Here is a 23,906-nt window from a genome sequence, read left to right on the forward strand (position 1 = left end):
ATGCTGGAAGCCTGCCTGCTCGCCCTCACCACGCTGGTCATCGTGCTCTACGGCCAGCTCCGCCTGGAAGCCCGCGCCATCCGCCGCAACCGTTCCCGCACAGCCCGCGGCCATGCCCTGATCCTGCAGCCGCGCGGACGTTAAGCCCGGACAGAACCAACTGCTGCCGCGTCTGCAGGCTGCAATACGAAAACCCGCTGCCAGCAGGATCCTTCAGCGCCATTCTGCAAACAGCGCAACGGTCCGGAAGGATCAGTCTGCGCCCCCTCCTCGCCCCGCCTTTCCCGCAACTCTCCCGCGCCCGCAGCCGCACGGATCGCGTCGTGCCGCTTGGCGGCCTTGGGCCCGGCACCGCCTGTAAGGCGGTGCCGGGCCCAACAGGACGGACCGTTCCCTGAACGGGGCCGAACCGGCGGGAGCCGCCGCCTGCCCCGGCTTAGCACCTTTGATACCAGGGCTCTACAGCAACATCCCAGGGTTGCTGCCCATGTCCAGCCCGGGAAACACATCAGTTTCAAGCCCGCTCCGCCCTGCACCGGTCAGCCCATGCAGCAGCCAGGCAAGGGAACTGCGCACATCCGCGGTTGGCATCAGATCTCGGCGGTCATAGAGATCCGCCTCCGCCAGCCCCGGCCAGCGCCCCAGCACCCGCCCGCCGCGGATGGCACCGCCTGCCAGCAGCATCGCGCCGCCGGTGCCATGGTCGGTGCCGCCGGTGCCGTTCTCACGCACGGTGCGGCCGAATTCAGTCACTGCAGCGACTGCCGTCTTGCCCCAGACCTCCGGCCCCAGGCCGGACTGCAGGGTCAGAACGCTTTCTGACAGCCGCCCCAGCGCGTTTTTCAGGCCATTGGCCTGACGATGATGGGTATCCCAGCCGTTGATGGAAAACGCCGCAATCCGGCTATCGCCGCGCAGCTGTTGCGCCGCATAAGCGGCGACTTCGGTGTGTGCCTTGCCTTTTGGAGCAGTCATCATGGACATCATCATGTCATCGGCATCGCTGCCGCCGCCCCCGGCACCAAAAGAGAGATCCTGCCGGGTCAACTCCAGCGCCTCGTTCAGCGCGGCGTGGAACAGCGGGTCCTCCTCCATCAGCAGACCCGCCAGCCGCTCCGCCTGCGGGCTCAACATCAGCCCGGCGCCCGGCGCCCATTGCGATACCGGCGCGCCGCCCTCCATCAGCAGCATCCGCTCCTGGCCGATCGCAAAGGCGGTGCGCGCTTCGACCCCCGGAATCAGCTGCAGCAGCCGGTTCAGCCAGCCCCCCTCAGCCTGCCCCGGCCCGGCAGTGCCTGCTTCCAGCAAATCCTGGCCGTCGAAATGGCTGCGCCGGTCGCGGTAGGGCGTGGAGACCGCCTGCACGAACCCCAGCTGCCCCGCGCGCCACAGCGGCAGCAGCGGCGCCAGCCCCGGGTGCAGGGCATAGAACCCGTCCAGATCCGCCGACCCCGCATCCGGGCCGCCTGCCAGGCTCTGCCGCAGCCCAGCATAGTCCGGGTCGCCATAGGGCTGCACCACATCCAGCGCATCCATGCCGCCGCGCAGGATGATAACCACTAGCCGTGTGTCCCAAGGCGCAGCGGCTAGGGTGACCGGGGTCAGCAGCGGGCTGGCCGCCAGCGAACAGCCCAGCGCGGCGGAGCGGGTCAGCAGCGAGCGTCGGGTCAGGTTCATCACAATGGCCTCCTGTCAGCGGCGCTGAAAAGCGGGAGAGGACAGGATCAGTCCGACCCCTTCGGTTCGTGTTTCGGCAGCGCGGGCCGCAAAACGGACGCGCTCATTGGCATATGTCCCCAAGGCAGCCTCCGCAAATTCCCGCGGGTCCGGCAGGTCTTGCAGCAACTGCCGCGGCGCCGCCATCGTCCATCGCAACCGCGCGGCCAGGGCCTGCGGGGTGATCCAGGCGGTGTCCGCTTCGGACCAGCCATCCGGCCCGCTGGAAAACTCCCAGCGCTGTCCCATCGGCGTCAGCGGCGCCAGCAGCAAGCGGTTCAGCTTCCCCGGCTTCAGGCGTGCAACCCGGGCCTGCGGCACCGCCAACGCCCGGCAGGCGGAGGCAAGAAAATCAAACGGCGGCTTCACATTGCGCAGCTCCGGCACCCAGGCCGCCGGATGCTCAAGAAGCGCTGCATAGACCTGCATCAGGCCGCCGTCGCTGGCCTGATACCGCGCTGCCATGTGATCCACCAATTCGGGATCCGGAACGTCAGCGGTGAAATACACCGCCAGTTTCCGGGCGATATGGCGCGCAGTCGCGGGATGGCGGGCCAGATCACGCAGGGCTGACAGAACCTGCCCCAGTTCCGGCTTGCCGCCGCCGTATGCCTTTTCCAGCACCGTCTCAGCGCCCGGCTCCGCCATCCCGGGCCGGAACATGAACCCATCCTTGGCATTGAAGGAAAGCCCGGTGAACAGTTCAGCCAGCTGGCGCACATCGGTCTGGCTGTAAGGACCGTCCACCCCCAGCGTGTGCAATTCCAGCACCTCACGCGCCAGGTTCTCATTCAGCCCCGCCAGCCGCTTGCGCCGCTTCGCAGCCCAGCTGGCCGGGCCGGCAGAGTTTCTCTGATCCAGATAGTGCAGCATCAGTGGGCTGGTGACGGCCGCGATCAGCAAATCCTCGAACCGGCCCGCCAGATGCGGCCGGACCACGGTTTCCGCATAGGGTGCCGCCATAACCCGTAAAGCGGCGTTCTTGCCTTGCGCCGTGAAATGATCGGCCCAGAACAACACCAGCCTCTCGCGAAAACCGTCTCGGGTGTGGACATGGCGCAGCAGGTGCTGGCCGTGCCATCCGATGCGGGCGTGATTGCGTGCCCTCCGGAAGTCCGTGAAGGCCTTGTCGGCGGCCTTGTATCCGGGCTTGCCTTCCTGCTGACTGCGCTCTTTCTTCAGCTGCCAGAAGGTCCGGGCCCCGGCAATCGCCTCATCGAAACGGGGCACCGGAAAGACCCGCGCGGCCTCATCCTCCCCCTTAAGTCGCTCCAGCATATCCCCTGCCGACTCCGGCGGCTGAAGCAGCGGCGACAGTCCGGCACCAAAGCGGATCTCAGCCAGTTCACTGTCAAACCGCATTGCCCTGCTCTCTCCCTGGATCCCCTGCCTGCCCGCAGGTTAGAGCAACGCCGCCCCGGTCCACAGGTGAATTTCAAATGTTACGCAAGTTTCCGCGTTCTCCGCCGTTTGCCCTGCGTCTTTCCCTGGAGCCGTTTCCCGGGCGGGAACCCTCACAAAGTTCCGGCAGCACGCACCGGCAAATGAAAAGGCCCAGGCATTTGCCCGGGCCTCCTTAAAAGATTCTGGCAGCGGTTACTGATCTTGCGGGATCACCCGCAGGCCCAGCTCCATCAGCTGCTCGCTCAACGGCTCGGAAGGCGCCGACATCATCAGATCCTCGGCGCGCTGGTTCATCGGGAACATGATGACCTCGCGAATGTTGGCCTCATCGGCCAGCAGCATCACCATGCGGTCGATGCCGGCCGCGCAGCCGCCGTGCGGCGGGGCGCCGTACTGGAAGGCGTTGACCATACCGCCAAAGCGCTTCTTGACTTCATCCTCGCCGTAGCCGGCGATTTCAAAGGCCTTGAACATGATTTCCGGCTTGTGGTTCCGGATCGCGCCGGAGACCAGCTCATAACCGTTGCAGGCGAGGTCGTACTGGTAGCCCTTGACCGCCAGCGGGTCGGACAGCAGCGCGTCCATGCCGCCCTGCGGCATCGAGAACGGGTTGTGCTCGAAATCGATCTTGCCGGTTTCCTCGTCCTTCTCGTAGATCGGGAAGTCGACGATCCAGGCAAAGGCGAAGCGGTCTTTGTCGATAAGGCCCAGCTCCTCGCCGATCACAGTGCGGGCCTTGCCCGCGACGCCTTCAAACGCCTTCGGCTTGCCGCCCAGGAAGAAGGCCGCGTCGCCGACACCCAAGCCCAGCTGCTGGCGGATCGCCTCGGTGCGCTCCGGGCCGATGTTCTTGGCCAGCGGGCCTGCGGCCTCGATCCCCTCGCCCTGGTCGCGCCAGAAGATATAGCCCATGCCCGGCAGGCCTTCGCCCTGGGCGAACTTGTTCATCCGGTCGCAGAACTTGCGGGAACCGCCGGTCGGCGCCGGGATGGCGCGGATTTCAGTGCCTTCGTTTTCCAGAAGGTTCGCGAAGATCGCGAAACCCGAGCCGCGGAAATGCTCGGAGCAGTCCTGCATCTTGATCGGGTTGCGCAGGTCGGGCTTGTCAGTGCCGTACCATTTGGCGGCATCCTTGTAGGAGATCTGCGGCCAGTCGGCGGCGGCGTCCACCTTGCGGCCCTGCCCGAATTCCTCGAACACGCCCGCCATCACCGGCGCGATGGTGTCAAACACGTCCTGCTGTGTGACAAAGGACATTTCCATGTCGAGCTGGTAGAAATCCGCGGGCGAGCGGTCAGCGCGCGGGTCCTCGTCGCGGAAGCAGGGCGCGATCTGGAAATACTTGTCAAAGCCCGAGACCATCATCAGCTGCTTGAACTGCTGCGGCGCCTGCGGCAGCGCGTAGAACTTGCCCGGGTGCAGCCGCGACGGCACCAGGAAGTCGCGCGCGCCCTCGGGCGACGACGCGGTGATGATCGGGGTCTGGTATTCGTTGAAGCCGATGTCCCACATGCGCTTGCGGATCGACTGGATCATGTTGGAGCGCAGCACCATGTTCTTCTGCATCTTCTCGCGCCGCAGGTCCAGGTAGCGGTAGCGCAGGCGGGTTTCCTCGGGGTATTCCTGCTCGCCGAAGACCATCAGCGGCAGTTCCTCGGATTTGCCCAGAACTTCGATGTCCCGGATGAAGACCTCGATCTCGCCAGTGGAGATTTTCGGGTTCACCAGGCTCTCGTCGCGGGCCATGACATTGCCGTCGATGCGGATGCACCATTCGCTGCGGACCTTCTCAATTTCGGCAAAGACCGGGCTGTCCGGGTCAGCCATGACCTGAGTGACGCCGTAGTGGTCGCGCAGGTCGATGAACAACAACCCGCCGTGGTCGCGGACGCGGTGCACCCAGCCCGACAGGCGGACGGTTTCACCGACGTTGGATTTGTTCAGTTCGGCGCAGGTGTGGCTGCGGTAGGCGTGCATGGCTCGGCCTTTCGTTATGCGGGTCGCGGGTCCTTGGGGACCGTCATTCGGGAAATGCGCAAAAGGGCGCGGAATTCGTCCGGGGTGGTACACAAGGTTGCAGCGCGCTTGTCAAGCAAACAGGGCCATTTCAGCACGGACGAACACCTGAAATCGGCGGTTCCGCACGCTATCGGGGATCTCCCGCCCCCCCCAGCCCCGCCGCTGCCGCGACGGGACCTTCAGCGTTGGGCCGGGCGCCGCGCCTGCGGCGCGGCATGCAGCGCACCGACAGGTGCGCTGCCGGGCCCAAGGACAACGGCCCGCTGGCGCCAGCCAGGGGGCCTATTGTGCGCGGGAGCACTGCCTGTCAGACCAGCCGTACCGGGATCAGCCCGCGCAGCGAGTTGCCCATGTGGATGGCTTGCGCACGTTTCAGGTCCCGCAGACCCAGAACCGCCTCCCGGCACTCTCCACGCTCCAGCATCACCTGCCGCAGAATACCCGGCAGCAGGCCGCAGGAAAGCGGCGGCGTCACCATCCGGCCGTCAGAACAGGTCACAAAGAGATTGGTTATGGTGCCCTCGCAAACCTCGCCGCGCTGGTTCAGGAACAGCAGTTCGTCTACTCCCGCCGGCAGCGCAGCGCGCGCAGTATCATAGAGCGCGCGGCGGGTGGTCTTGTGCAGCAGCCAGAGGTCATCCGCATCAAGCCGTGTCTCCGCGATGCCGAGGCGCCATTCAGACGGGTTGTTTCCCAGCGGTCCCGTGGTCAGTTCCAATTGGCCAGCCGCATCCAGTGTCAGCCGGCAGCGCAGCGGTGCATCTCCGGCGGCCCCGGCCAGAACCGCCCGCGCCGCATCAGGATCGAAAGGAATGCCAAACGCCGCCGCGCTGCGCGCCATCCGGGCCAGATGCGGCTGCAGGTGCCGGAACCCCTCGCCCGGATGCCAGCCCAGCGTCTCGATCAGGCGGAAAGCGGGATCGTTCTGGATGGCGTCACGCGGGCGAACCGGGCTTTCCATAGCGCTTCCTCATATTCTGATTCCGCGGTGCTGTCCCAGACCACGCCGCCGCCCACGTTGAGCGTCGCGCGGCCGTCTTCCAGCATCAGGGTGCGGATTGCCACGTTGAACTCGGACGATCCATCCGGCGCCGCCCAGCCGATGGTGCCGCAATAGATGTCGCGCGCCCAGGGTTCCAGCTCTGCCAGGATCTCCATCGACCGGATTTTGGGCGCCCCGGTAATGGAGCCGCAGGGAAACAGCGCTGCAAATATAGCCGCCAGGCCGGCATCAGGCCGCAATTTCGCCCGCACCAGCGAGACCATCTGATGAACGGTGGCATAGCTCTCGACCGCAAACAGCTCCGGCACATGCACCGAGCCGGTCTGCGCCACGCGGCTGATGTCATTGCGCAAGAGGTCGACGATCATCAGGTTTTCGGCGCGGTTCTTCTCATCCTGGCGCAGGAAGTCGCGCCGGCGGGCGTCCTCGACCGGATCGTCGCTGCGGGGCTGGGTGCCCTTCATCGGACGGGTTTCGATCACACCATCTGCATCGGTGCGAAAGAACAGCTCCGGAGAGCGCGACAACAGGTCCGGCAGCCCGTCCTGTTCGACCAGAACGCCGTGGCCCACCGCCTGTTTCGCCTGCAGCGCGGCATAAAGCTCCTCAGAGGTGCCGTAGGCCTGTGCATCAATCGGGAAGGTCAGGTTGGCCTGATAGATGTCACCCTTGCCGATGTTGCGTTTCACCTCAGTGAAGGCCTCAGTGTAACGCTCCTGGCCCCAACGAGGGGTAATACCCTCGAGACCCGCATCGCTCCCCCGCGGCCGGGCGCTGCCCTCTGTGTCTGATTGCAGCGGTTCTTCATAAACCCCGAAGCAGATCAGCGGCAGCCGCCGCCCCTCAGGCATCCGTGCCGCCAGTTTCGGCTCCAGTGCGTAGCCCAGCTCATAAGACGCATAGCCCGCCAGCCAGTGCCCGGCGTTCCGCGCCGAATCCAGCGCCGCCAGCGCGGCAGGCACCTCTTCCGGCCCGTCCGCGCGGATCATGCGCAGCGGCTGGTCAAAGCATGTGCCAGCCCCCTTGGGGCCCCGGTCAAAGCGAATCCGCACTGAAAAAACCTCCGCGAGTTTCTTGCCCCCACATATATCTGTTCGCTATGCGAACAAAAGGGGTGGATGCGGCATTTCCAATTCCGTTTCCGATACCCCTTGAACCTTTCGGCGCGGTCCCTATAACGCAGGACAATTTGGGCGCACGCCAGCGCCCGTGATTCAAAGCCTGCTCGCGCGAAAAACCAAAGGAAGCCTGCCATGCCCAAGAGAACGGACATCCAGTCGATCATGATCATCGGTGCTGGTCCCATCGTCATCGGGCAGGCCTGCGAGTTTGACTACTCCGGCGCCCAGGCCTGCAAGGCGCTGCGCGAAGAAGGCTACCGGGTCATCCTGGTGAACTCCAACCCGGCCACCATCATGACCGACCCGGGCCTGGCTGACGCCACCTATATCGAGCCGATCACGCCCGAGGTTGTCGCCAAGATCATCGAGAAAGAGCGCCCCGACGCGCTGCTGCCGACCATGGGCGGACAGACCGGCCTCAACACGTCGCTGGCGCTGGAAGAAATGGGCGTGCTGGAGAAATTCGGCGTTGAGATGATCGGCGCCAAGCGCGATGCCATTGAGATGGCCGAGGACCGCAAGCTGTTCCGCGAAGCGATGGACCGTCTGGGCATTGAAAACCCCAAGGCCACCATCGTCACCGCGCCCAAGCGCGAAAACGGCACCGCCGACCTGGACGAAGGCGTCCGCATCGCGCTGGAAGCACTGGACGAGATCGGCCTGCCCGCAATCATCCGCCCGGCCTTCACCCTCGGCGGCACCGGCGGCGGTGTGGCTTATAACCGTGACGACTACATCCACTTCTGCCGCTCCGGCATGGATGCCTCGCCGGTGAACCAGATCCTGGTGGACGAGAGCCTGCTGGGCTGGAAAGAGTATGAGATGGAAGTGGTCCGCGACAAGGCGGACAACGCGATCATCGTCTGCTCCATCGAAAACGTCGACCCGATGGGCGTGCACACCGGTGACTCGATCACCGTCGCTCCGGCGCTGACGCTGACCGACAAAGAATACCAGATCATGCGCACCCACTCGATCAACGTGCTGCGCGAGATCGGCGTCGAGACCGGCGGCTCCAACGTGCAGTGGGCGGTGAACCCCGCCGACGGCCGCATGGTGGTGATCGAGATGAACCCGCGGGTCAGCCGCTCCTCGGCGCTGGCCTCCAAGGCGACCGGCTTCCCGATCGCCAAGATCGCGGCCAAGCTGGCGGTGGGCTACACCCTGGATGAGCTGGACAACGACATCACCAAGGTGACGCCCGCGTCGTTCGAGCCGACCATCGACTATGTCGTCACCAAGATCCCGAAATTCGCCTTTGAGAAGTTCCCGGGCTCCGAGCCGTATCTGACCACCGCGATGAAGTCTGTGGGTGAGGCGATGGCCATCGGCCGCACCATCCATGAATCACTGCAAAAGGCGCTGGCCTCGATGGAATCGGGCCTGACCGGCTTTGACGAGGTGATGATCGACGGCGTCGGCGCCGGTGCGTGGGAACCCGCAGGCGACAAGGCCGCGGTGATCAAGGCGATCGGCCAGCAGACCCCCGACCGGATGCGCACCATCGCCCAGGCGATGCGGCACGGCCTGTCTGACGACGAAATCCAGGCGGTCACCAAGTTCGACCCCTGGTTCCTGGCACGCATCCGCGAAATCGTCGAGGCCGAGGCCGAAATCCGCACCGGTGGCCTGCCGTCGGACGCAGCCGGCCTGCGCGCGCTCAAGATGCTGGGCTTCACCGACGCCCGCCTCGCCAAGCTGACCGGCGCAAGCGAATCCGACGTCCGCAAGGCCCGCCGCGCCGCCGGCGTCAACGCCGTGTTCAAGCGGATCGACACCTGCGCCGCCGAGTTCGAGGCGCAAACGCCCTACATGTACTCGACCTACGAGGCCCCGGCATTCGGCGACGTCGAATGCGAGGCGCGCCCCTCGGACAAGAAGAAAGTCGTCATCCTCGGCGGCGGCCCCAACCGGATCGGCCAGGGCATCGAGTTCGACTACTGCTGCTGCCACGCCTGCTTTGCGCTGACCGGCGCGGGCTATGAAACCATCATGATCAACTGCAACCCGGAAACCGTGTCGACCGACTATGACACTTCGGACCGGCTGTATTTCGAACCGCTGACGTTCGAGCATGTGATGGAAATCCTGCGGGTCGAGCAGGACAACGGCACCCTGCACGGCGTCATCGTGCAGTTCGGTGGCCAGACCCCGCTGAAACTGGCAAATGCGCTGGAGGCCGAGGGCATCCCGATCCTGGGCACCTCGCCCGACGCCATCGACCTGGCCGAAGACCGTGAGCGCTTCCAGGCGCTGGTCAACCAGCTGGGCCTGAAGCAGCCGAAGAACGGCATCGCCTCCACCGACGAACAGGCACTGGAAATCGCCGGTGAAATCGGCTTCCCGCTGGTGATCCGCCCGTCCTATGTTCTGGGCGGCCGGGCGATGGAAATTGTCCGCGACATGGACCAGCTCAAGCGCTACATCGCCGAGGCGGTGGTGGTCTCCGGCGACAGCCCGGTGCTGCTCGACAGCTATCTGGCCGGCGCGGTGGAACTGGACGTGGACGCGCTGTGCGACGGCAAGGACGTGCACGTCACCGGCATCATGCAGCACATCGAGGAGGCCGGCGTGCACTCCGGCGACAGTGCCTGCTCACTGCCGCCCTACTCGCTTGAGAAGGACATGATCGAGCAGATCAAGGTCCAGACCAACGCCCTGGCGCTGGCGCTCAATGTGGTCGGCCTGATGAACGTGCAGTTTGCGATCAAGGACGATGAGATCTACCTGATCGAGGTGAACCCGCGCGCCTCGCGCACCGTGCCGTTTGTGGCCAAGGCCACCGACAGCGCCATCGCCTCCATCGCCGCCCGCGTGATGGCCGGCGAGCCGCTCACCAACTTCCCGATGCGGCCGCCCTACGGCCCCGATGCCGGCTATGACGTCAACACGCCGATCGCCGACCCGATGACCCTGGCCGATCCGGACATGCCCTGGTTCTCGGTCAAGGAAGCGGTGCTGCCGTTTGCCCGTTTCCCGGGCGTCGACACCATCCTCGGCCCGGAAATGCGCTCCACCGGCGAAGTCATGGGCTGGGACCGCTCCTTTGCCCGCGCCTTCCTGAAGGCGCAGATGGGCGCCGGCATGGTGCTGCCGTCCAAGGGCCGCGCCTTCATCTCGATCAAGGACGCTGACAAGGGCAAGCTGATGCTGGAGGCGGCGCAGATCCTGGTCGAGCAGGGCTTCACCCTGGTCGCCACCCGCGGCACACAGTCCTGGCTGGACAGCCAGGGTGTCGCCTGTGATCTGGTCAACAAGGTCTATGAGGGCCGACCGCACGTGATCGACATGCTGAAGGACGGCGACGTCCAGCTGCTGATGAACACCACCGAGGGCGCGCAAGCCGTTGAAGACAGCAAGGAAATGCGCTCGGTCGCGCTTTATGACAAGATCCCTTACTTCACCACCGCGGCCGGTTCCAACGCCGCTGCGCGTGCGATCAAGGCGCAGGCCGAAGGGGACGTCGAGGTGAAGTCGCTGCAGGGGTAATCCCCCGCAGACGCCCTGCCGTCACGGATTGAAACAGAAAAGCCCCGGGAATTCCCGGGGCTTTTTGCTTTGCGGTGTGGCCTTGCCGCCGGACATGGAAACAGCCCCGGGGGAACCAAGCGGGGCTGTTTCGCATTCTGATGCCACGCTCTGGCAGCAACAGTATCTGTACTCAGGCCTGACTCAGCCCGCCTGACGGATCAGCGCCTGCAGCTCATGCCCCAGCGGCGCTGCCAGCGACACCCCCCTGCCGCTCATCCGCGCCTTGGAGGAGATCACCGACACAAGCTGAGGCAGCCGCCCGGGCCGCGTCTGCAGCACCGGAGAGCCGGAGGCGCCGTAATCCACTCGGCAGGTGGTAATGACCGAGCTCTGGCGCGCCGCAATCACTTGACAGGCGCTTTGCAGCCGGGGTGAGGTGGCGTGGCTGTGCGAATAGGACATCACGTCCACATGCGCGCCCTTCTGCGGTGCAGCCGCCAGTGACAGCGGGCGGACAACATCGCCGCTGATCGCCCGGTCCAGGCGCAGCACGGCAATGTCGGTGCCGGTCTGGAACTGGCTGGTCTGGCCATGGCGGTAGCCGGGATGGATCACCGCCTTGGCCACCTTGCGCGCGGCTTTGGACTGGCGGCCGTTGAGGCCTGCCTCGAATTTGATCCTGTTCGGATTCACCTTGCGGCCGTTGCGGATATCGAACATGCAATGGGCCGCGGTCAGGACCAGATCAGGCGCAATCAGCGTGGCCGTGCACATCGCACGCCCGCCGATGTTCAGACGGCCCACCGCCTGCCAGCCCGGGACCGTCTGTACTGCGGCCACCTGCCCCCCTGCGGCGGCGGCGCCTGAGCTGCACAGGCCGGCAACGGCTACGACAGCGGCAATTCCCAGTAGTCGTCTCATTTTACTCACTCCATGTTCCCACATCGCCAATGTCGGTGAGCTGTGAGGCTGGAATGGGGCCTGCTGAGGTGGCGCGCGGGCAGAAAGATGTGCAGAATAAGACAGGGTTAACAGACTCTTAACAGGCAACCGTTTTGCCTCTGCCGCTGCGCGTAAACGCCTTATTTACTTAACGGGTGCCATCAAATTTCGGAAAAACCCCTGAAAAACACGCGAAAATCCGAACTGTTTCGTTAGGAGGAAAATCCGCGGTTTTCGCTGGTTTTGCGGATTTTCCAGAGCCGCCGGTAACACAGCGGCCCATTTGCGGCGCAAATGAGCCTTAACAACCCGCTAATGAGCAGCATCCATACCGCCCAATTGCTTAACTGCCCGCCCGCACCCATGAGGCGAGCAAGGAGGCGGACAGCTCTCCTGCATCCGTCTTGAACGATCCGAAACGATGAAGCCCCGGCACTGACGGGGCTCAGTGAGTTTGGTTGCAGGCAAACGCGCCCCGCTTATTTCTGCGACACCCGCTTGTGCACCTCTTCGGCGCTTTCGATCCGCTCGGAATAGCGGTCCGTCAGGTAATCCTTGCGTCCGCGCACCAGCCAAGTGAATTTCACCAGTTCTTCCATCACATCCACCAGGCGGCGGTAGAACGGGCCGTCGGGCAGGCGCTCGCCCTCCTCGAACTCCAGCCAGGCTTTGGGGATCGAGCTTTGGTTCGGGATTGTCAGCATCCGCATCCAGCGGCCGAGGATGCGCATCTGGTTGACGGCATTGAAACTTTGCGACCCGCCCGACACCTGCATCACCGCCAGTGTCTTGCCTTGGGTGGTGCGGATGCCGCCCTGCAGGGACAGCGGCAGCCAGTCGATCTGCAGCTTCATGATGCCGGTCATCGCGCCGTGGCGCTCCGGGCTGGACCAGACCATGCCCTCGGACCAGACCGCCAGCTCGCGCAGCTCTGCCACCTTGGGGTGCTCTGCCGCGCCTGCATCATCAGGCAGCGGCAGGCCGGAGGGGTCAAATATCCGCGTCTCGCAACCCAAGGCCTGCAGCACCCGTGCCGCCTCCTCTGCCGCCTTGCGGGAATAGCTCACCTCGCGCAGGCTGCCGTACAGCAGCAGGATGCGCGGCGGGTGGCGCGGATCACCCGGTGCAGTCAGCAAGCCCACGTCAACCGGATGCAGCTGATCCGCCGCTATTCCGGGCAGATCGCTCAAGTCAGGGCTGTCAGGCACTTTCTTCTTCCAGGTGCAGCTTCATGTCCAAGAGCACCTGCTGCAGCAGCACCGTTTCGCGCAGCAGGCGCTTGGCCTCGTTCACGGTGATGATGCCGTCTTCCATCGCGGCCTGGTATTCGCACATCAGCTGCGCAAACCGCTGGCTGAGGGCAATCACATCCGAATTGACGCCGCCGCTGCGGCCGGTTTCCTCGGCACTGCCGTTGCCATTGTAGGACAGCGTGATGTTCTTCAGATCCGCCAGCGCCGAGGTCACATGCGGATAGGAGGCCGCGCTTTCCAGCTTGGCCACAGCATCCACCGGCATGAACCGGTCGGCATGTTCGGCATTGTCCGAATAATACCGGCCCAATGTGGCCTTGGATTTGCCGGTGATCTGGCAGGCAGCTTCAATGCCCACATCCTTGACCAGCGCCTCGGTGTGCTTTTTCAGATACGTCCCGATTTCCGCCATAAATTTCCTGCCTGGCTTGACCCGCCGTGCCCCCATGGGGAACGAACCAGTTAATTTCCCATATCCGAGTTGTAGAGGAATTGCGATACCTTATCCATCCCTCAGGTTTTCAGGGATTTAGCAAGTGACATGGTGCAATTGGCATCTGTTGTCCAGTGCAAAGCAGGATGGGTGAGTGACGTCCTGCCTTTCAGGGTAATTGGTCTGCCCGGAACTTGTGCTCTCCGGGGCAAATGGCGTTGGCCGCCAAAAAGGGTTTTGTTCCACCCTGGCCGCGTCTGCCCCGGGGGGCCTTCCTGCGCCCCGGCTGATCCGCCGCACCGTCCAAGAATCCGGTTTCCCCGGCGCCCCCATGCGGGTAAACCCGCCGCCATGGCCAAGCTCTATTTCAACTATTCCACCATGAACGCGGGCAAGTCGACGGTGCTGCTGCAGGCGTCGCACAATTACCGCGAAAACCATATGGCAACCTACCTGCTCACCGCCCGTCTGGACGACCGCGCAGGCACCGGCAGAATCGCGTCACGCATCGGCATCGGCGAGGAAGCGGACATGTTCTCTGCCGGCGACGACCTCTATGCCCGTATCGAGGCGCGCCTGGCCCGCGGCCCGCTGGCCGCGATTTTTGTCGATGAGGCACAGTTCCTGGAGCCGGAACAGGTCTGGCAGCTGGCCCGCGTGGTCGATGACCTGCGGGTGCCGGTACTGGCTTACGGGCTGCGGGTGGATTTCCAGGGCAACCTTTTCCCCGGCTCCGCCACCCTACTGGCGCTGGCCGACGAGATGCGCGAGGTGCGCACTATCTGCCATTGCGGCAAGAAGGCCACGATGGTGGTGCGCCAGGATGATCAGGGCCAGGTGCTGACCGAGGGCGACCAGGTGCAGATCGGCGGCAATGAAACCTATGTCTCGCTCTGCCGCCGTCATTGGCGCGAGGCGGTGGGCGATACCCCCAAAGACAGAACAGCCGCCCCATAGGGCGGCTGCATCATTCCGGCCGCACGACCAGCTCGGCTTAAACCCGGTTTGGCAATTCAGCCCCGGCCAGATAGGCCGCGACATTGTCCAGCGCCATATGGCCCATGTTGCTGCGCACTTCCTCGGTCGCGGTGCCCAGATGCGGCAACAGGGTCGCGTTGTCCAGATCGATCAGCGCCTGCGGCACCTTGGGCTCGAACTCATAGACGTCCAGACCCGCGCCGCCGATGCGGCGGTTCTGCAGCGCCTCGATCAGCGCCGCCTCCTCCACCACTTCGCCGCGGGCGATGTTGATCAGATGCGCATGGGGCTGCATGGCGTTCAGCACTTCGGCGTTGATCAGATGCGTGGTCTCAGGCCCGCCCGGCACCGCCACCACCAGGAAATCCACTTCGCCCGCCATGGCAATCAGGCTCTCGGCCCGGTCCGCCGGGAAGTCCAGCTCCTTGGGGGAACGCGCCACATAAGACACATCCATGCCGAACCCGAAATGGCAGCGCCGCGCAATCGCCTGGCCGATGCGGCCCATGCCCGCGATACCGACGCGTTTGCCGGTGGCGTGCAGCCCCAGCATCTGGGTCGGGTGCCAGCCCTCCCAATCGCCCTTGCGCAGCATCCGCTCGCCCTCGGAAGCGCGGCGCGCCGACATTAGGATCAGCGTCATCGCGATATCGGCGGTGGCATCGGTCACCGCGCCGGGCGTGTTGGTCACCTCGACACCGGCCGCCCGCGCGGCCTCGACGTCGATATGGTTGTAGCCGACGCCGAAATTGGCCAGCAGCTTGCAGCGGGGCGTGCCCGCCTTGGCAAAAATCTCTGCCGTGAACTTGTCGCCAAGCGTCGGGACCACGATGTCGAACTCGGACAATGCGCGCAGCATCTCCGCCTCGCTCATCACCGCATTGGTCTCGCGGATTTCCAGATCGGCAAACGCCTCCCGCGCCCGTGCCGTGACCGCTGCCGTCATCGGCCGCGCAATCCAGATTTTCATTTCAGTGCATCCTCCCGCCCAGCGGGACCTGTCCATCGGGGCCCGCCAGGAATATCTCTCCGTTTTCATCCGGCAGGCCCAGAACCAGGATCTCTGACATGAACTTGCCGATCTGCCGCGGCGGGAAGTTTACGACGGCCAGAACCTGCTTGCCCACCAGCGTTTCCGGCATGTAATGCGCCGTAATCTGCGCTGAGCTCTTTTTTACGCCAATATCCGGCCCGAAATCGACCCAGAGCTTGATTGCCGGCTTGCGCGCCTCGGGAAACGGCTCCGCACGGATGATTTCGCCGACGCGGATGTCAACCTTCATGAAGTCGTCGAAATTGATCTCAGCCATGCGACAGCTCCTTGGAGCGGTTGGTCGCCGCCGCCACAGCCCGGTTCAATAGCGCCGGAAAGCCGTCGTCATCATCCATCAGCACTTCCAAAGCGGCCTGGGTGGTGCCGTTGGGGCTGGTCACATTGATGCGCAGCTGGCTGGGGCTTTCCTCTGCCGCCTCTGCCAGCGCGCCGGCGCCCGCAACAGTTGCCTTGGCCAGCTGCATCGCCAGTTCGGCGGGCAGTCCCTGCGCCTCGCCCGCGGCGGCCAGGGTTTCGATCAGGTGGAACACATAAGCGGGACCGGAGCCGCTGACGCCGGTGACCGCATCCATCTGGCCCTCGCTGTCCAGCCGCACAACCTGACCCACGGCCTGCAGCAGCCCCTCGGCGCGATCCAGATCGGCATCGCCCGCATGGGCGTTGCCGATAAGAGCGGTAATGCCGCGACCGACGGCGGCCGGCGTGTTCGGCATCGCCCGCACGATCCGTGACTGCGCGCCCAGCACATCCTCAAAGGTTGCGATCGAAGTGCCTGCCGCCACCGAGATAAACAGTGTGGAGCCGTTGCCGTAGCTCTGCAGCGTGGGCAGTGCTTCGCCCATCATCTGCGGCTTCACCGCGATCAGGACGATTCCCGGCGCCGCGGGCAGCTCTGCGTTGATCTGAACGCCGGTGCCCTTCAGCCAGTCCGACGGGTACGGGTCAATCACCCAGACCGAGGATGCGGGCAGTCCGCCCTCCAGCCATCCGGCCAGCATCGCCGATCCCATCTTGCCGCAGCCCAGCAGCACCAGGCCGCGTGCAGCGATATCCTGCATATCCATGTTTCGCCCCTCCCCTTGGTGTCAGGTTCAGGGCACAGGTTTACGCCCGGCCGTAGGCCTCTGCAATGGCGACCTGCATCGCCTCCTGCGGGCTGCGCTGGCCCCAGACCGCCAGCTGGATCGCCGGATAGTAGCGCTCCGCATTGGCGACAGCTGCATTCAGCATCGCGTCGATCTGCTGAGGGCTGGCCATCTGGCCGCCGGACAGCATCAGACCATATCGGAACAGCATCAGCTTGTGGTCTGCCCAATAGGTGAAGGAGCCCTCCCAGCACTGGTCGTTCATGCTGTTTATCAACTCATACAGCCGCGGCAGCTCCGCCTCCGGCGGCTCCATCTCAAAGCTGCAGACCAGCCGCAGGCATTCCTCATAGCCCGACCAGGCCAAGGTCAGCGAATAGGTGCGCCACTGCCCTTCCACGGACATCGCGATCTGATCGTCCCCGACCCTGTCGAAGTCCCAGTCGTGGTGCGACGCCAGATGCTCAACGATGTCGATCGGATGGACGTCTTCTTCCAGGTGAAGCTCGGATAGTGCCATGATGCCACCTCTCTTTTTGCCTAGCACATCAGGGCACATAGGCACCCTATAGCTAGGTTTTTGTGCTATGGGCCGGGGAGGCATCCCCGCTCCCATACTAGATATGGTGGAGCCGAAAAGGTGATCTGGCAACCCTTTATTTTGGGGATATCTGCAATAACTTGTGGATGAACAATCCACAGCCCCCTAAATGCCGGCTGCACGACTATGAAACGGGCGGCTGCAAAGGTAAAGCCCGGACAACCGCCCGGGCCCTGTATTTTGTGCCCTGATCTGCACCTTGCGAATTGCCGGGATCAGGACAGCCGCGACACCTGCGGTTCCATCGCGTCAAAGGACACCGGCCAGAATTCCGACAGGAACCCCACTGCCTCCTGCTCTGACACCTCCGACCGGTTGCCCGCAGTGTCATAGGCCCGGCCGATGGTATAGCGCAGCGCGGTCCCGTCCCCGTCCGGCGTCAGCTGGTACGTCTCCGGCAGTTCGATGCCTTCGCGGCCTGGATCCTTGATCCGGGTGGAGAAATACTCAAACGGCTGCCAGTCCGTGATCCTGTACACAAACTCCGCCAGAGAATGGGCGCAGTGATAAACCGATCCCGGCCCCAAGCGGCCTTGCGGGTTCTCCATCCGCATCGCGCTGACCTGATCCATCCACCGCAGCTTGAACTCCGGCGCGGTCAGTGCTTCCCAGACCAGCTGCGGCGCAGCGTCGAACCGGCGCCGGTAGGTCCAGACCCCGTCGGCCTCCTCCAGGAAATCCCGCGCCTGCCCGGCGCGGAAGTGCTCCCAGGCGCGGGCCAGGTCATAGACCTGCATGGTGACATCGCCGAAATGCTCGATGGCTTGCGAATAGGGCTGCATCGCTGCCTGCAGTTGCATCTCCTGCACCGCCGCATCGCTGAACAGCGCGTAGCTGCGCACCCCGGTTTCCGCCGCAGCCTCTGTCTTGGTCATCCGGTGCACCAGGATCACATCGGCCCCGGACAGATCCTTGACCGGCCCCACCTGCATCTCCTCAAAGGCGCCGTAGTGTACGATCACCTTCAGATCCAGCCCGCCCGCATTGGCGCAGGCACGGCAGGGGCATGTGGTGTTGGCGACGATATCCTGCCGCCGTTCGGCAAAGGCATTGTACAGATTCTCGCAAAACGTCAGCAGCAGATCGCCGGAGACCAGCTCAGCCCGGGATGAATAGGCCAGCACCGCGTCGCCTTCCAGCTTCCAGAAGTGCAGCGGCGCGCCAACCTGCTCCGCCACCGCCTGCAGCAGCGACTGCAGGATCGGATTGGCGTGGTCCAGTTCAGATGAGGTCAGAAACTGGGTGTACCCGGAAATATCCGCTATCAGCATATAGCCGTTTTGTGCCGTCATTGTTCCCATCCCCCGCTCAACACACATGGGCGCCGGTTGCACCGGCATCCCCCGCCAGTATAACAGAACACATCAAAATTTGCGCATATCTCCTTGCGGAGGCCCGGAAATGACCATCGAAGACATCTGGCCCCAGTACCGCAGCCGCCTGCGTGCCTTCCTGCGCTCCCGGGTTTCAAACCCCGAAGATGCCGAAGACCTGCTGCAGGAGATCTCGATCAAGGTCTTCACCGGCCTGCCCGCACTGGAAGACAGCGCCAAGCTGAAACCCTGGCTGTTCCAGACCGCCCAGCGCACGATCATCGACCATTACCGCAAAGGCGCCCGCGCCAAATCCGTCCACCCGGACGACCTTTGGTACACCAGCGATGATCCCGCAGTGCGCCAGGACCTGGAGCATTGCGTTGAACCGTTCATCCAGTCTCTGCCTGCGGAAACCGCCCGCATGCTGACCGCCATCGACCTGCAAGGCATGTCCCAGCAAAACTACGCCGATCAGCAGGGCCTGCCTTACTCCACCCTCAAGTCGCGGCTGCAAAAAGGCCGCAAGGAACTGCGCAAGGCCTTCGAGGACTGCTGCAACTTCTCGCTGGATGCCCGCGGCAGCATCGCGGAATACGACCAAAAGTCAGATACTTGCAGAAAATGTTAGGCTGACCTTCGTCTTTTTCCCGTGGCGCGCGTCTTACAGGGCGAAACCATCGGAAAAAGGACAACACGATGATCCGTATAATCAGCTTCAAGATCTGCCCCTTTGTGCAGCGGGTAACGGCCCTGCTCGAAGCCAAGGGCCTGCCCTATGAGATCAGCTACATCAGCCTCAGCGACAAACCGCAGTGGTTCCTCGACATCTCCCCTACCGGCCAGGTGCCGCTGCTGGTGACAGCAGGCGGGACCGCGCTGTTTGAATCCGACGCCATCACCGAATACCTGGACGAGATCTCCGCCCCGCTGCAGCCCGGCCTGTCTCCCGAACAGCGCGCCCTGAACCGCGCCTGGAGCTATCAGGCCAGCAAGCACTACCTGGTGCAATGCTCCGCCATGCAAAGCGCGGACAGGGCAACTTGGGCGGAGCGCAGCGCCAAACTCGCAAAGGCCTTTGAAAAAGCGGAGGCCCAGTTGGACAGCGGGCCGTTTTTTGCGGGCCGGGCGCTTGGCAACGTCGATATCGCTTGGCTGCCGCTGCTGCACCGCGCCGCCATTGTTGCAGAGCACAGCGGCCACGACATGCTGGCCGCCTACCCCAAGGTCAAAGCCTGGCAGCAGGCGCTGCTGGCCAGCGCCGTCCCGCAAAAGTCAGTACCGGCGGACTTCGAACAGAAATTCGCTGACTTTTATCTTGCAGACCGCACATGGCTGGGCCGCGGCGCCAACCTGAACGAAGCGCCTGCGGAGCAAAAGGCGGCCGCCAGCAGCGGCTGCTGCGGCTAAGCACCTGACCGGCCGGTCGGCGTCATTCGCCGGCCGGCCCAAGGCTCAGCGGAAGGCCGGCCCGTGCGCCCAGACGGTCAGCGACTTGCGGGTGCCGCGGGTGACCGGCGTCACCTGATGCAGCAGGAAGCTCGGGAACACAGTGGCGCTGCCCTGCACCCGGCTGGCAGCGACCACATGGGCGCCCGGCATGATCTCCAGATCGCCGCCGTCATAGGACCCGGGCTTGCACAGCTGCACCACCAGACTCAGCTTGCGCTTGCCCGCAACCGGCCCGTCACCGATGTCGGAGTGCCAGGCGAAATGACCGCCGTTCTCGGACTTGTAGCTGGCCGCCTGCGGGCTTTCTGCAAACTCGCGCAGGTCAAAGCCGAACCGCTCCTTGTTGGCGCGGCGCACCACAGAGATCAGCCGGTCCATCACCCAGCCGGTGCCCGGCACATCGTCCAGCCACACCACGCTGCCGCGGCGCAGGTTGTGATCGCGGGTCTGGCCCACCAGCAGCGCCTCGCTGTCGGGCGCCTCTTCCGCCTTGCGAATGATTTCGGCGCATTCCTGCGTGCTGAACGCCCCCGGCACCGTATAGACAGACACCATGCTGTGATCCCTCTGATGAAGCTGTGGCAGCATGTACCGCCCGGCCCGCAAACCGCTGCGCAGTTTTCGACCCCGCAGGCGGAAAGCGACCTGTTTTTGCCCGCAGGCCCGCAGGTCAGCTATGCACGGGATGCAGGCCGCCGCCGCACGCCGATCCGCGCGCCCGTTCCACTCTGCGATCACGCGGCACAAAAAAGCCCGCTGCAGATCACTCCGCAGCAGGCGCGCTCAGCACCAGACAGGCGCGGTTACTTCTGCGCCGCCTCCAGCGCGTCCAGACGGGCCTTCAGCGCCTCGTTTTCCTCGCGCGCTTTCTGGGCCATCGCGCGCACAGCGTCGAATTCCTCGCGGGTGACGAAATCCCGGTCGGCCAGCCAGCGGTCGATCATGCCCTTCAGCGCGATGTCCGCCTCATCCTTGGCCCCCTGGGCCACGCCCATCGCATTGGTCATCAGCTGCGAAATATCGTCCAGGATCTTATTGCGGGTCTGCATGTTCTTCTCCGTCTCGGGGTTGATCCCTATATGGGGAAGCGCGCGCGCGGCTGCAAGCCGTTGACTTCCCCCAAGGACCAAAGGCATTCAGACGCCCATGCAGGCCATGATCCAATTCCCCGACCTCTCGCCCGAGATTTTCTCGATCTCCCTCGGCTCGTTCGAATTTGCTCTGCGCTGGTATGCGCTGGCCTATATCGCGGGCATTGTCATCGCCTGGCGCCTGGCCGTGGCCGCGCTGCGCCGCCCCGCGCTGTGGCCCGCCAGCCAGCCGCCGATGAAACCGCAACAGGTGGAGGATCTGCTGACCTGGATCATCCTCGGCGTGATCCTTGGCGGACGCCTTGGCTTTGTGCTGTTCTACCAGCCGGCCTATTACCTAGCGAACCCTGCGGAGATCCTGAAGATCTGGCAGGGCGGAATGGCCTTTCACGGCGGCCTCATCGGTGTGATCGTAGCAACCCTGATTTATGCCGCGCGCCACAACATCCCAAAGTTGCAAATCGCCGATCTCGTCGCCCATACCGTCGCGCCTGGCCTGCTGCTGGGGCGGCTGGCGAACTTCATCAATGCAGAACTCTGGGGCCGCCCGACCGATCTGCCCTGGGGTGTTGCCTTCCCCGGGCAGGCGGCACAGGACTGCGGCCAAGCGCTGGGAGAGCTCTGCGCCCGCCACCCCTCGCAGCTTTATGAGGCGCTGATGGAGGGGCTGATCCTCGGCGCCCTGCTCTTGTATCTTGCTTGGCGCCACGGCGCCTTCCACACCCCGGGCCGCCTCATGGGCGTGTTCCTCGCGGGCTATGGCCTCGCCCGCTTCATTGTCGAATTCTTCCGCCAGCCGGACGCCCAGTTCGTCACCCCCGGCAACCCGTTGGGTCTGGCCTGGCACATTGACGGCATCGGCCTCACCCAGGGCCAGGCGCTGTCGCTGCCGATGATCGCCATCGGTCTCTGGTTCCTGATCCGCGCCCGCCGCGCGGCCCGGAGCACGGCATGAGCCTTGAGGACCACCTGACCGCCCGCATCCGCGCCGATGGCCCGATGTCAGTGGCCGACTACATGGCCGACTGCCTGCTGCATCCGCAGTTCGGCTATTACACCACCCGCGACCCGCTGGGCGCCAAGGGTGATTTCACCACCGCGCCGGAAATCAGCCAGATGTTCGGCGAACTCCTTGGTCTTTCCCTCGCCCAGGCCTGGCTGGGTCAGGGATCGCCTGCGCCCTTCACCCTCGCCGAACTGGGACCGGGCCGCGGCACCCTGATGGCGGACTTGCTGCGCGCCACCCGCGGCGTGCCGGGTTTCCACGCCGCCATGCAGATCCACCTGATCGAGGCTTCGCCACCCCTGCGCGCTGCCCAGGCCAAGGCGCTGGAAGGCTACGCACCCCAGTGGCTGAATAGCGTGAACGCCCTGCCCGATCAGCCGCTGTTTCTGGTGGCAAACGAGTTTTTCGACGCCCTGCCCATCCGCCAGTTCCTGCGCGCAGGCGACGGCTGGAGCGAAAAGCGCATCGGCCTGCAGGACGGCGCGCTTGCCTTCGGCCTCAGCCCTGCCGCACCCCAGCCCGCGCTGGACCACCGGCTGGCAGACACCCGCGAGGGGGATCTGGTGGAACTGTGCGAGGCCGCCGCCCCCATCCTGCACGCCATCGCCACCCGAATCGCTGCCCATGGCGGCACCGCGCTGATCGCCGACTACGGCGACTGGCGGGCACTGGGGGATACCCTGCAGGCCCTGCGCGCGCATGAACCCGCCGATCCGCTGCAGACACCGGGAGAGGCCGATCTGACCGCGCATGTGGACTTCGAGGCACTGGCACTGGCCGCAAAAACCGCCGGTTGCGCCTTTACCCGCCTTACCCCGCAGGGGGTTTTCCTGGAGCGGCTCGGCATCACCGACCGCGCCCGCGCCCTGGCCGCCCCCCTTCAGGGCGATGGTCTGGAAACCCTGATCGCCGCACATCGGCGGTTGACGCACCCCGATGAAATGGGAAACCTGTTCAAAGTGCTCGGCCTCTATCCTTCGCAGGCCGCCCCTCCGCCAGGATTGAACCCATGACGCTTGAAATTCTCACGTCCGATCTGCTTGGCCCGGTGCGGCACGGGTTCTTCACCCGCAAGGGCGGCGCTTCCTCCGGCATCTACCGCGGCCTGAACTGCGGCCTCGGCTCCACCGATCAGCGCGAGGCAGTGCAGATCAACCGCAACCGCGTGGCCGTCGCGATGGATGTGCCACCAGAACACCTCAGCGCCGTGCACCAGGTCCACAGCGCCGATGTGCAGGTGGTCACCGAACCCTCGCAAGAGCGCCCTAAAGCAGACGCAATGGTCACCAATGTGCCGGGCATTGCTCTCTCGATCCTGACCGCCGACTGCCAGCCCGTGCTGTTCTGCGACCCGGAAGCCGGCGTCATCGGTGCCGCCCACGCTGGCTGGCGCGGCACTCTGGACGGTGTGCTGGAGGCCACATTGGACGCGATGGAAAATCTCGGCGCCAGCCGCGGCAGCACCGCAGCGGTGATCGGCCCGACAATTTCCCAGCGCGCCTATGAGGTCGGCCCGGAGTTCTTTGACGACTTCATGATGCAGGACGATGCCTACGCCCGTTTCTTCGCCAACGGTGAAGGCGACCGCTACCTTTTCGACCTGCCTGGACTTGGCCTGTACAAATTGCGCCAGGCAGGCATCGGCGCAGCCGAGTGGAGCCGCCACTGCACCTATTCCGACGCAGAGAAGTTCTTCTCCTTCCGCCGTGCAACCCACGCGAAAGAGGCCGACTACGGCCGCCTGATCTCTTGCATCCGACTTTAAGCTTCCGTTAACCACCTCAATTGTGGCGGATTTTATTAAAATTCGCCGCATTCGCTGTTTCCGCGGCGGAAATCCTCCCGGCACGCCTCGGTTTTGCGAATAAATTCAGACGCATAACGAAACACTGCTCCGCGGTGCACGGCGGCAGATGCTTCCGCAGCAGGACCGAAAATGCCCTGTGCGGGTCATATTCAGGGCG

The 23,906-nt window shown here is 64.4% G+C and carries 23 protein-coding genes; 8 read left to right on the forward strand and 15 right to left on the reverse strand.

The genetic code is table 11. The features are described from left to right. A complete protein-coding gene (locus RA26_RS23015) occupies positions 1-144 on the forward strand; it encodes a hypothetical protein (protein ID WP_193747634.1) in 144 nt (47 codons plus the stop codon). Positions 145-459: 315 nt separating this feature from the next. On the opposite strand, the gene RA26_RS17205 is transcribed toward RA26_RS23015, so the two are convergent. The 5 genes from RA26_RS17205 to RA26_RS17225 all read right to left on the reverse strand — a co-directional run bounded on the left by RA26_RS17205 (position 460) and on the right by RA26_RS17225 (position 7,194). Further along, the gene (locus tag RA26_RS17205; protein ID WP_039185696.1) at positions 460-1,677 is read right to left on the reverse strand and encodes a DUF1501 domain-containing protein; all 1,218 of its coding nucleotides are present in this window, start codon (positions 1,675-1,677) and stop codon (positions 460-462) included. A gap of 15 nt (positions 1,678-1,692) precedes the next feature. Beyond that, positions 1,693-3,078 carry a DUF1800 domain-containing protein gene (locus tag RA26_RS17210; RefSeq protein WP_039185698.1) on the reverse strand — a complete coding sequence of 462 codons (1,386 nt, stop codon included), beginning with the start codon at positions 3,076-3,078 and terminating at the stop codon, positions 1,693-1,695. 234 nt (positions 3,079-3,312) lie between these two features. After that, complete coding sequence (gene aspS / locus RA26_RS17215) at positions 3,313-5,097, reverse strand: aspartate--tRNA ligase (protein ID WP_039185701.1); 1,785 nt, start codon at positions 5,095-5,097, stop codon at positions 3,313-3,315. Positions 5,098-5,446: 349 nt separating this feature from the next. Beyond that, a complete protein-coding gene (locus RA26_RS17220) occupies positions 5,447-6,100 on the reverse strand; it encodes an aminotransferase class IV family protein (RefSeq protein WP_039185703.1) in 654 nt (217 codons plus the stop codon). After that, on the reverse strand, positions 6,043-7,194 hold the full coding sequence (locus tag RA26_RS17225) for an aminodeoxychorismate synthase component I (RefSeq protein ID WP_039185704.1): 1,152 nt from the start codon (positions 7,192-7,194) through the stop codon (positions 6,043-6,045). Before RA26_RS17225 ends, RA26_RS17220 begins: the two co-directional genes overlap by 58 nt. Positions 7,195-7,395: 201 nt before the next feature. On the opposite strand from RA26_RS17225, the gene carB reads away from it, so the two are divergent. Beyond that, complete coding sequence (gene carB / locus RA26_RS17230) at positions 7,396-10,752, forward strand: carbamoyl-phosphate synthase large subunit (RefSeq protein WP_039185706.1); 3,357 nt, start codon at positions 7,396-7,398, stop codon at positions 10,750-10,752. Between the two features lie 183 nt (positions 10,753-10,935). On the opposite strand, the gene RA26_RS17235 is transcribed toward carB, so the two are convergent. The 3 genes from RA26_RS17235 to RA26_RS17245 form a co-directional block, all read right to left on the reverse strand. After that, positions 10,936-11,655: a trypsin-like serine peptidase gene (locus RA26_RS17235; RefSeq protein ID WP_039185708.1), complete on the reverse strand. Its 720-nt coding sequence runs from the start codon at positions 11,653-11,655 to the stop codon at positions 10,936-10,938. A gap of 500 nt (positions 11,656-12,155) precedes the next feature. Next, positions 12,156-12,884 carry an arsenical resistance protein ArsH gene (gene arsH, locus RA26_RS17240; protein ID WP_039185710.1) on the reverse strand — a complete coding sequence of 243 codons (729 nt, stop codon included), beginning with the start codon at positions 12,882-12,884 and terminating at the stop codon, positions 12,156-12,158. After that, positions 12,877-13,341 (reverse strand): hypothetical protein, encoded by a 465-nt coding sequence (locus tag RA26_RS17245; protein ID WP_039185713.1) that lies wholly within the window; start codon positions 13,339-13,341, stop codon positions 12,877-12,879. The genes arsH and RA26_RS17245 overlap by 8 nt, the downstream gene beginning before the upstream one ends. A 372-nt stretch (positions 13,342-13,713) precedes the next feature. Here RA26_RS17245 and RA26_RS17250 point away from each other — a divergent pair, with 372 nt between their 5' ends. Further along, positions 13,714-14,319, forward strand: a complete 606-nt coding sequence (locus RA26_RS17250; protein ID WP_039185716.1) for a thymidine kinase — start codon at positions 13,714-13,716, stop codon at positions 14,317-14,319. A 37-nt stretch (positions 14,320-14,356) separates the two neighbouring features. Here the strand turns inward: RA26_RS17250 and RA26_RS17255 are convergent, their stop codons facing one another. From RA26_RS17255 to RA26_RS17275, 5 genes are all read right to left on the reverse strand, one after another. Continuing rightward, positions 14,357-15,310 carry a 2-hydroxyacid dehydrogenase gene (locus RA26_RS17255; RefSeq protein ID WP_039185717.1) on the reverse strand — a complete coding sequence of 318 codons (954 nt, stop codon included), beginning with the start codon at positions 15,308-15,310 and terminating at the stop codon, positions 14,357-14,359. A 1-nt stretch (position 15,311) separates the two neighbouring features. Then, positions 15,312-15,650, reverse strand: a complete 339-nt coding sequence (locus tag RA26_RS17260; protein WP_039185719.1) for a tRNA-binding protein — start codon at positions 15,648-15,650, stop codon at positions 15,312-15,314. Continuing rightward, on the reverse strand, positions 15,643-16,458 hold the full coding sequence (proC, locus tag RA26_RS17265) for a pyrroline-5-carboxylate reductase (RefSeq protein ID WP_039185721.1): 816 nt from the start codon (positions 16,456-16,458) through the stop codon (positions 15,643-15,645). Before proC ends, RA26_RS17260 begins: the two co-directional genes overlap by 8 nt. A 40-nt stretch (positions 16,459-16,498) precedes the next feature. Further along, on the reverse strand, positions 16,499-16,999 hold the full coding sequence (locus RA26_RS17270) for a YbjN domain-containing protein (protein WP_039185723.1): 501 nt from the start codon (positions 16,997-16,999) through the stop codon (positions 16,499-16,501). 296 nt (positions 17,000-17,295) lie between these two features. Continuing rightward, on the reverse strand, positions 17,296-18,372 hold the full coding sequence (locus RA26_RS17275; RefSeq protein WP_039185725.1) for a DUF2652 domain-containing protein: 1,077 nt from the start codon (positions 18,370-18,372) through the stop codon (positions 17,296-17,298). A gap of 109 nt (positions 18,373-18,481) precedes the next feature. Here RA26_RS17275 and sigZ point away from each other — a divergent pair, with 109 nt between their 5' ends. Both sigZ and RA26_RS17285 read left to right on the forward strand, forming a co-directional pair. Beyond that, positions 18,482-19,024, forward strand: coding sequence for an RNA polymerase sigma factor SigZ (sigZ, locus tag RA26_RS17280; protein ID WP_039185728.1), 543 nt, complete (start codon positions 18,482-18,484; stop codon positions 19,022-19,024). Positions 19,025-19,092: 68 nt separating this feature from the next. After that, complete coding sequence (locus RA26_RS17285) at positions 19,093-19,803, forward strand: glutathione S-transferase family protein (RefSeq protein ID WP_039185730.1); 711 nt, start codon at positions 19,093-19,095, stop codon at positions 19,801-19,803. 45 nt (positions 19,804-19,848) lie between these two features. On the opposite strand, the gene RA26_RS17290 is transcribed toward RA26_RS17285, so the two are convergent. Both RA26_RS17290 and RA26_RS17295 read right to left on the reverse strand, forming a co-directional pair. Continuing rightward, complete coding sequence (locus tag RA26_RS17290; protein ID WP_039185733.1) at positions 19,849-20,400, reverse strand: 2OG-Fe(II) oxygenase; 552 nt, start codon at positions 20,398-20,400, stop codon at positions 19,849-19,851. A gap of 248 nt (positions 20,401-20,648) precedes the next feature. Next, positions 20,649-20,894 (reverse strand): accessory factor UbiK family protein, encoded by a 246-nt coding sequence (locus RA26_RS17295; protein ID WP_039185735.1) that lies wholly within the window; start codon positions 20,892-20,894, stop codon positions 20,649-20,651. 97 nt (positions 20,895-20,991) lie between these two features. Here RA26_RS17295 and lgt point away from each other — a divergent pair, with 97 nt between their 5' ends. From lgt to pgeF, 3 genes are read left to right on the forward strand one after another with little or no spacing between them, the layout of a single operon-like run. Then, positions 20,992-21,891, forward strand: a complete 900-nt coding sequence (gene lgt, locus RA26_RS17300; protein ID WP_039185737.1) for a prolipoprotein diacylglyceryl transferase — start codon at positions 20,992-20,994, stop codon at positions 21,889-21,891. Next, the gene (locus tag RA26_RS17305; protein ID WP_039185739.1) at positions 21,888-22,955 is read left to right on the forward strand and encodes a class I SAM-dependent methyltransferase; all 1,068 of its coding nucleotides are present in this window, start codon (positions 21,888-21,890) and stop codon (positions 22,953-22,955) included. Before lgt ends, RA26_RS17305 begins: the two co-directional genes overlap by 4 nt. Next, the gene (gene pgeF, locus RA26_RS17310) at positions 22,952-23,707 is read left to right on the forward strand and encodes a peptidoglycan editing factor PgeF (protein ID WP_039185743.1); all 756 of its coding nucleotides are present in this window, start codon (positions 22,952-22,954) and stop codon (positions 23,705-23,707) included. Before RA26_RS17305 ends, pgeF begins: the two co-directional genes overlap by 4 nt. Positions 23,708-23,906 lie beyond the last annotated feature (199 nt).

It is taken from the genome of Leisingera sp. ANG-M7, from assembly GCF_000813965.1.
Classification (GTDB): Bacteria; Pseudomonadota; Alphaproteobacteria; order Rhodobacterales; family Rhodobacteraceae; genus Leisingera.